Source organism: Streptomyces alkaliterrae (assembly GCF_007097205.2).
Classification (GTDB): Bacteria; Actinomycetota; Actinomycetes; order Streptomycetales; family Streptomycetaceae; genus Streptomyces; species Streptomyces alkaliterrae.
Genome location: NZ_VJYK02000258.1, coordinates 1 through 7,766, shown reverse-complemented (window position 1 = coordinate 7,766; position 7,766 = coordinate 1). Strand labels below are relative to the sequence as shown.

Sequence of the window (7,766 nt, the reverse complement as noted above, 5' to 3'; positions counted from 1 at the left end):
GGGTGCCGGGGCGGGACGGGTTGCGGCCGTCGTCGTCGTTGTCGTTGTCGCCGTCACGATCGCGGTCGCGGTCGCGGCGGCGGTCCTGCTTGTCCTCGTCGTCCTTCTTGCCCTTGTCGCCGCGGGGCACCTTGACGGGGTTGAACTTGCCGGCTTCGACGCCCTGGAGGGAGCCGGTCATCGCGGCCCGCCAGATGGGGCCCGGGAGGCCGCTGCCGGAGACGTGGCCGTAGTACTGGCCGCCGATGGTGATGTTGAACATGGTGGGGCGAGTGGTGCCGTCGCCGCCGACCCAGACGGCGGTGGAGAGCTGCGGGGTGTAGCCGACGAACCACACGTCGCGGCGCTGCTCGGTGGTGCCGGTCTTGCCGGCGTTCTCCCGGTCGCCGAGTCGGACGCCGGAGCCGGTGCCCTCCTCCATGACGCCCTTGAGGATGCCGTTCACCATGTCGGCGGTCTGCTCGGACATGGCCCGGTTGCACTTGGTCTCCGGGGGCCGCAGTTCGTTGCCCTTGCTGTCGGTGACCTTGTCGATGGCGATCGGGGTGCAGTACTCGCCGCGGTTGGCGAAGGCGGCGTAGGCGCTGGCCATGTCGAGCGGGGTGGTCTGGACGACGCCCAGGCCCATGGAGGGGACGCCGACGAGGCGCTTGCCGGTGGCGGCCCGGATGCCGAGCTTGGCGGCCATGTCGGCGGTCTCGCACAGGCCGGTCTTCTGGAGCATGTCGATGGTGTAGGTGTTCACCGACTGGCCGATCGCGCTGTACATGTCCCAGGTGCCGGACATGTCCTGGCGTTCGTTGCCCACGGGGTACTTGCCGGTGCCATAGGGGGCGTTCTCGCAGGTGCGGAAGCGGGCCATGTCGAACTCGGTCTTGCTGCCGCTGGAGTAGGTGTCGGCCGGGCTGATGCCCTTCTCGATGGCCGCCGCGGCGACGATCGGCTTGAAGGTGGAGCCGGGCTGGAAGCCCATGGTGGAGCCGCCCATGGCGTTGCCGACGGAGAGGTTGAGCACGGTCTCGTTGTTGTCGGCGTTGGTGCCGTAGGGCCGGGTCTGGGCCATGGAGAGGATGCGGCCGGTGCCGGGTTCGACGGAGACGACGGCGGCGGCCACCTTGTCCGTGCGGTTCACCTTGGAGGTGGCCGCGTCGTGGGCGGCCTTCTGCGCCTTGGGGCTGAGGGTGGTCCTGATGTGCAGGCCGCCCTGCCTCCAGCGGGCGAGGCGTTCCTTGTCGGTCTTGCCGAAGGCCTCGTTGGTGAGGAACTCCTGCCGGACGTAGTTGCAGAAGAAGCCGGCGTTCAGTTCGGCGGTGATGCAGCCGCTCTTGGGGCGGCTGACCTTGAGGCCGAGCGGCTTCTTCCTCAGCTCCTCGAGTTCGGCGCGGTCGATGTGGCCGACGGACGCCATGCGGGTGAGCACGACGTTGCGGCGCTTGAGGCCTTCCTGCTCGTCGTTGATCGGGTCGTACCTGGTGGGCGACTGGACGATGCCGGCGAGGAGGGCGGCCTCCTGGATCTCCAGCTTCTTGGCGGACTTGGAGAAGTAGCGCTGCGAGGCGGCCTCGACGCCGTAGGACTGCTGTCCGAAGAACGTGATGTTGAGGTAGTTCTCCAGGATCTCGTTCTTCGTCAGGTCCTGTTCGAGCTGGATGGCGTACTTGAGTTCTTTGATCTTGCGCCCGAGCGTCTGCTGGGTGGCCTGGGCGACCTTGTCGGGGTCGTCGCCGGCCTCCTCCACGAAGACGTTCTTCACGTACTGCTGGGTGAGGGTGGAGGCGCCCTCGGAGACCTCGCCGGCCTGGGCGTTCCGGTTGAGCGCGCGCAGGACGCCCTTGAGGTCGACGGCGCCGTGCTGGTAGAAGCGCGCGTCCTCGATGGCGACGATGGCCTTGCGCATCCACGGCGAGATGTCCTCGAGCGGCACCTCGGTGCGGTTGCGGGCGTAGTCGACGGCGATGACGCCGCCCTCGGCGTCGTAGATCGTGGTCTTCTGGCTGAGCGCCGGGCGCTTGAGGACGGCCGGGATCTCGCCGAAGCCCTCGGCCGTCTCCTTGGCCGCGAGGCCGAGGCCGCCGACGGCGGGCAGGGCGATGCCGGCCGCCACCGCACCGGCGAGCACGCTTACGCCGAGGAACTTCGCGGCTTGCTGGGTCGCGGACAACCCACCGCCCGAGCGCTTGTTTGCCATGGGTGCCAGCCTACGTTCTCAAACCCCGGACAGGGGTGCATGTGTTCGTTTACTCTGTCTCACGCCTGTCACGGGAGTGCGGCCCCACCACACCTCTCCCCTCACTCCTGTGGGTGATGAGAGGCGCCCTGAATTGCCGTCATATGCAACGCATATGCCAGGGAAACTCGCAAGAAACCCCCGCACGGCCGCCAACAACCGCCCCAAGCGCCCGAGAAGTCCGAGTTGTCCTGGGGTCACTCCGTTGGGTGATCTGCCGCGTACCCATAGTCCGATCGGGCCATCCAAGATTGGACCGGTCGGGGGTGTTGTCGCCTGCTCGCTTTCCGTAACGTCCTCAACTGGCGACGGCGCATATGCCGTTGGTCGCCGAGGGGGAGCGAGCGAGCCTCGATACGGGAGAGGACGGCACCAGCGATGAGTAGCTGGGTTACGGACTGGAGTACGCAGGCCGCCTGTCGTACGACCGATCCGGACGAACTGTTCGTGCAGGGCGCGGCGCAGAACCGGGCGAAGGCGGTGTGCACCGGCTGCCCGGTACGCACCGAGTGCCTGGCCGACGCGCTCGACAACCGCGTGGAGTTCGGCGTGTGGGGCGGGATGACCGAGCGGGAGCGCCGCGCGCTGCTGCGACGGCGGCCGACGGTCACCTCCTGGCGGCGGCTGCTGGAGACGGCCCGCGCCGAGTACGAGGGCTACCCGGCCGACTACGGGCAGGGGGAGCTGCCGGCGTCCGCCGCCGCGGGCTGAGCCTCGGAGCCGGCCGGCTGGTCGGCCAGCCGGCCGCCGATGGCGCGGAGGCCGTCAAGATCGTGCACGTCCCCCGGCAGCGCCGGCACCTCGGCGACGAGCACCTCGGGGTGCAGCGCCGCGAACCGGTCCCGGGTACGCCGCTCACGGGCGAGCAACCGCATCCGCTCGGCGTGCAACCTCAGCAGCCCCGCCGCCAGCCGCTCCGGCGAGGAGGGCTCGGCGGGGTCGGAGAGGACTTCCGCCGCGGCGAGCGCGCGTTCCGCGCTGAGCTCCCCCGCCGCGGTGCCGTGCACCCGGTTCAGCACCATCCCGGCGAGCGGCATGTCGTCGGCGGCGAGCCGTTCCACGAAGTAAGCGGCCTCCCGGAGCGCGTCCCTCTCGGGAGCCGCGACCACCACGAAGGCCGTGCCCCGCGCCTGGAGCAACCGGTACGTGGCGTCGGCGCGGGTGCGGAAGCCGCCGAACATGGTGTCCATTGCCGCGACGAACGTCTGGACGTCGCGCAGCAGCCCGGTGCCGAGCAGCTTGCCGAGCGTGCCGGTCACCAGGGAGAGCCCGGCCATGCCCAGGTTGACGAACCTCATGCCGGCCCGTCCGCCGGCCTTCGCGGGGGCGGCGAGCAGTCGGATGAGCCGGCCGTCGAGGAAGGAGCCGAGGCGGCTCGGCGCGTCCAGGAAGTCCAGCGCGGACCTGCTGGGCGGGGTGTCGACGACGATCAGGTCCCACTCTTCCCGCGCCCGGAGCTGGCCCAGCTTCTCCATGGCCATGTACTCCTGGGTGCCCGCGAAACCGGCGGACAGCGAGGCGTAGAAGGGGTTCTCCAGGATCGCCTTCGCGCGCTCGGGGTCGGCGTGCGCCTCGACGATCTCGTCGAACGTCCGCTTCATGTCGAGCATCATGGCGTGCAGTTCGCCGCCCTTGGACTCGTCGACGCCCGGCACCCGGCGCGGGGTGTTGTCGAGTTCCGTCAGGCCCATGGACTGGGCGAGGCGGCGGGCCGGGTCGATGGTGAGCACGACGACCCGGCGGCCGCGTTCGGCGGCGCGGACCCCGAGCGCGGCGGCCGTGGTGGTCTTGCCGACGCCGCCCGATCCGCAGCAGACGACGATGCGCGTCTCGGGATCGTCCAGCAGCGGATCGACCTCCAGCACGGGCGAGGAGTCCAGTCCGGGCGCGGCGTCCAGTCCCGGGGCGGTCCCGGGTCCGTCGGTGGTGGTGGTGCGCGGGCTCATCCGGCCACTCCCTGCTTCCGCAGCCGCCCGGCCAGCGTGTAGAGGCCGGCCAGGTCGACTCCCTCCGGCAGTGTCTGAAGTTCGCGTGTCGGCAGTTCGAGCCCGGCCAACTCCTGCCGCAACTCGGCTTCCATGGCGATGCGTTGGGTGTGTTCGGCGGCCTCCGCGAGGAGCGGGGCGACGAGGCGTTCGGCCCGGCCGCCGCGTCGGGCGCCGCCGAGTCCGGCGCCGGCCAGGGCCTTCGCCACTCCGGCCCGGTCTCGTTCGGCCGCCGTGTACTCGTCGGGGGTGAGCAGCGTCGGCCGCACCATGTTGACCAGCACCGAACCCACCGGCAGCCCGGCCTCCCGGAGTTCGGCGACGCCGTCGACGGTCTCCTGGACGGGCATCTCCTCCAGCAGGCAGACAAGGTGCACGGCGGTCTCCGGCGACTTGATCACCCGCATGACGGCCTGCGCCTGGTTGTGCACCGGGCCGACCCTGGCGAGCCCGGCCACCTCGTCGTTGACGTTGAGGAAGCGGGTGATGCGGCCGGTGGGCGGGGCGTCCATCACCACGGCGTCGTAGACGAACGCGCCGTCCTTGCCGCGTCGCCGTACCGCCTCGCACGCCTTGCCGGTGAGCAGCACGTCGCGCAGCCCGGGGGCGATGGTCGTGGCGAAGTCGATCGCGCCGGCGCGGCGCAGCATCCGGCCGGCGCTGCCGAGCCGGTAGAACATCTGGAGGTAGTCCAGCAGCGCCTGTTCGGCGTCGATGGCCAGCGCGTACACCTCGCCGCCGGCCGGGCCGACCGCGACCCGCCGTTCCTCGTACGGCAGCGCCTCGGTCTCGAAGAGCGGGGCGATGCCCTGCCGTCCCTCCACCTCCACCAGGAGTGTGCGCCGCCCGGCGTCGGCCAGGGCGAGCGCGAGCGCGGCGGCGACCGTCGTCTTGCCGGTGCCGCCCTTGCCGGTGACCACATGCAGCCTGCTCACCCTGGGAGCCTAACCACCCGTCCCGACGCACTACCCTCTGCACCATGACGAAGTGGGAATACGCGACCGTGCCGCTGCTGGTGCACGCGACCAAGCAGATTCTGGACACCTGGGGCGAGGACGGCTGGGAGCTGGTCCAGGTCGTGCCCGGGCCGAACCCCGAGCAGCTGGTGGCCTACCTCAAGCGGGCCAAGCAGTGAGCGCCGTCGAGGCGCGGCTGGCGGAGCTGGGGCTGAAGCTGCCGGAGGTGGCGACGCCGCTCGCGTCCTACGTGCCGGCCGTGGTCTCCGGCTCGTACGTGTACACCGCGGGACAGCTGCCGCTGGTCGACGGGCAGCTGCCGGTGACCGGCAAGGTCGGCAGCGAGGTCTCACCGGAACGAGCGAAGGAGTTGGCCGCCACCTGCGCGCTGAACGCGCTGGCCGCCGTGAAGTCCGTGGTCGGTGACCTGGACCGGATCAGGCGAGTGGTCAAGGTCGTCGGCTTCGTCGCGTCCGCGCCGCACTTCACCGGCCAGCCGGCCGTGATCAACGGCGCCAGTGAGCTGCTGGGCGAGGTGCTGGGCGAGAAGGGCGTGCACGCGCGCAGCGCCGTCGGCGTGGCCGTGCTGCCGATCGACGCCCCCGTCGAGGTCGAGATCCAGGTCGAGCTGGCCGACTGAGCCACGAGGTCCCTGTCGGGCGGTCGGGGCGTGGACGGTGTTCCGCCCCGACCGCCCGACGTGCGTTCCACGGACGTGCGCACAATGGGGCGCATGACGCAGACGAACACCGCCGATCCGGCCGGCGAGGGCATGCCGCGCTGGGAGCAGCGCTTCCGCGCCCCCCGCGTGTCCCTTCCCGAGTGGGCCGAGGACGCCCCTTCCCGCTCGCTTTTTGTCTCGAACGCGACGGGCACGTACGAGCTGTACACCTGGGACCGGGAGAGCGGCCGGCAGATCCAGGCGACCGACCGGCCGAACGGCACGACGGACGGCACCCTGTCCCCCGACGGCGAGTGGCTGTGGTGGTTCGCCGACACCGACGGCGACGAGTTCGGCGTCTGGAAGCGGCAGCCGTTCACGGCAGCGAAGGGCGATGGCGCCAAGGAGGCGGTGCCCGGTCTGGCCCCGGGCTATCCGGCCGGCCTGGCGCTCGGCCGGGACGGCACGGTGGTCGTCGGCCGCTCGACCGACGAGGACGGCTCCACGATCCACGTCCAGCTGCCCGGCGGCGAGCCGGTGGAGATCTACCGGCACCGCGAGTCGGCGGGCGTCGGCGACCTGAGCCACGACGGCGACCTGCTGGTGATCGAGCACACCGAGCACGGTGACGCGATGCACTCCGCGCTGCGCGTCGTGCGACTGGACGGCACGCTCGTCGCCGAGCTGGACGACACCGAGGGCGGCACCCGCGAACTCGGCCTCGCCGTCCTCGGCTTCGCACCTGTGACGGGTGACAGCCGACTACTCGTCGGGCACCAGCGGCGCGGCCGCTGGGAGCCGATGCTGTGGGACCCGCTGACCGGTGAGGTGCGGGAGCTCGCCATCGACCTGCCCGGCGACATCAGCGCCGAGTGGTACCCGGACGGCGGCGCGCTGCTGGTCGCGCACAGCCACCACGCCCGCAGCGAGCTGTGGCGCTACGACTTCGACGGCACGCTGGAGCGGGTGGACACGCCGCCGGGTTCGGTGTCCGGCGCGACGGCCCGACCGGACGGCTCGATCGAGTACCTGTGGTCCTCGGCCGCCGAACCGCCGGTCGTGCGCTCCACCCGGGGCGCGGTGGTGCTCGACCCGCCGGGGCTGCGCGCGCCCGGCTCGGTGCCGGTGAGCGACGTCTGGGTGGAGGGCCCTGGCGGGCGTGTGCACGCGCTGGTGCAGAAGCCGGCGGGTGAGGGTCCCTTCCCGACCGTCTTCGACCTCCACGGCGGCCCGACCTGGCACGACAGCGACGCGTTCGCCGCCCAGCCGGCGGCCTGGGTCGACCACGGCTACGCCGTCGTCCGGGTCAACTACCGGGGCTCCACCGGCTACGGCCGGGAGTGGACGGACGCGCTGAAGCACCGGGTCGGTCTCATCGAGCTGGAGGACATCGCGGCGGTCCGCGCCTGGGCGATCGAGTCCGGGCTGGCCGACCCCGAGCGGTTGGTGCTCACCGGCGGGTCCTGGGGCGGCTATCTGACGCTGCTGGGCATCGGCACGCGGCCGGACGACTGGGCGGTGGGCATCGCGGCCGTCCCGGTCGCCGACTACGTGACCGCCTACCACGACGAGATGGACGCCCTGAAGTCCCTCGACCGGACGCTGTTCGGCGGCGGGCCCGACGAGGTGCCGGAGCGGTTCGCGGCCTCGTCGCCGCTGACGTACGTGGACCGGGTGCGGGCACCGGTGTACATCTCCGCCGGGGTCAACGACCCGCGCTGCCCGATCCGGCAGGTGGAGAACTACGTCGGGCGGCTGGCCGAGCGCGGGCACCCGCACGAGGTGTACCGGTACGAGGCCGGGCACGGTTCGCTGGTGGTCGCCGAGCGGGTCAAGCAGGTCGGCCTTGAGCTGGACTTCGCCCGCCGCCACCTGCCGGACACCGGACGCTGATCACCGGGGCGGGCAGCGGGGGCAGCGGCTGTCTCTTATACACA

At 71.5% G+C, this 7,766-nt stretch carries 7 protein-coding genes; 4 read left to right on the top strand and 3 right to left on the bottom strand.

Annotation, left to right across the window (positions count from 1 at the left end):
* On the bottom strand, nucleotides 1-2,188 hold a 2,188-nt coding region (locus FNX44_RS20555), incomplete at its 3' end, for a transglycosylase domain-containing protein (protein WP_143650021.1).
* Nucleotides 2,189-2,605: 417 nt separating this feature from the next.
* Between FNX44_RS20555 and FNX44_RS20550 the strand changes: the two genes are divergently transcribed.
* The gene (locus FNX44_RS20550) at nucleotides 2,606-2,938 is read left to right on the top strand and encodes a WhiB family transcriptional regulator (RefSeq protein WP_143650020.1); all 333 of its coding nucleotides are present in this window, start codon (nucleotides 2,606-2,608) and stop codon (nucleotides 2,936-2,938) included.
* Here FNX44_RS20550 and bagB read toward each other — a convergent pair.
* Both bagB and bagA read right to left on the bottom strand, forming a co-directional pair.
* Complete coding sequence (gene bagB, locus FNX44_RS20545) at nucleotides 2,896-4,173, bottom strand: ATPase BagB (protein ID WP_143650018.1); 1,278 nt, start codon at nucleotides 4,171-4,173, stop codon at nucleotides 2,896-2,898. The two genes, FNX44_RS20550 and bagB, sit on opposite strands and share 43 nt — an antisense overlap.
* The gene (bagA, locus tag FNX44_RS20540) at nucleotides 4,170-5,147 is read right to left on the bottom strand and encodes an ATPase BagA (protein WP_143650016.1); all 978 of its coding nucleotides are present in this window, start codon (nucleotides 5,145-5,147) and stop codon (nucleotides 4,170-4,172) included. Before bagA ends, bagB begins: the two co-directional genes overlap by 4 nt.
* Before the next feature lie 44 nt (nucleotides 5,148-5,191).
* On the opposite strand from bagA, the gene sp36 reads away from it, so the two are divergent.
* From sp36 to FNX44_RS20525, 3 genes are all read left to right on the top strand, one after another.
* A complete protein-coding gene (sp36, locus tag FNX44_RS20535; RefSeq protein WP_143650014.1) occupies nucleotides 5,192-5,347 on the top strand; it encodes a Sp36 family protein in 156 nt (51 codons plus the stop codon).
* Complete coding sequence (locus FNX44_RS20530) at nucleotides 5,344-5,808, top strand: RidA family protein (RefSeq protein WP_143650013.1); 465 nt, start codon at nucleotides 5,344-5,346, stop codon at nucleotides 5,806-5,808. The genes sp36 and FNX44_RS20530 overlap by 4 nt, the downstream gene beginning before the upstream one ends.
* Before the next feature lie 93 nt (nucleotides 5,809-5,901).
* Entirely contained in the window at nucleotides 5,902-7,722 is a 1,821-nt protein-coding gene (locus FNX44_RS20525; protein WP_228450052.1) for a S9 family peptidase, read from the top strand.
* Nucleotides 7,723-7,766 lie beyond the last annotated feature (44 nt).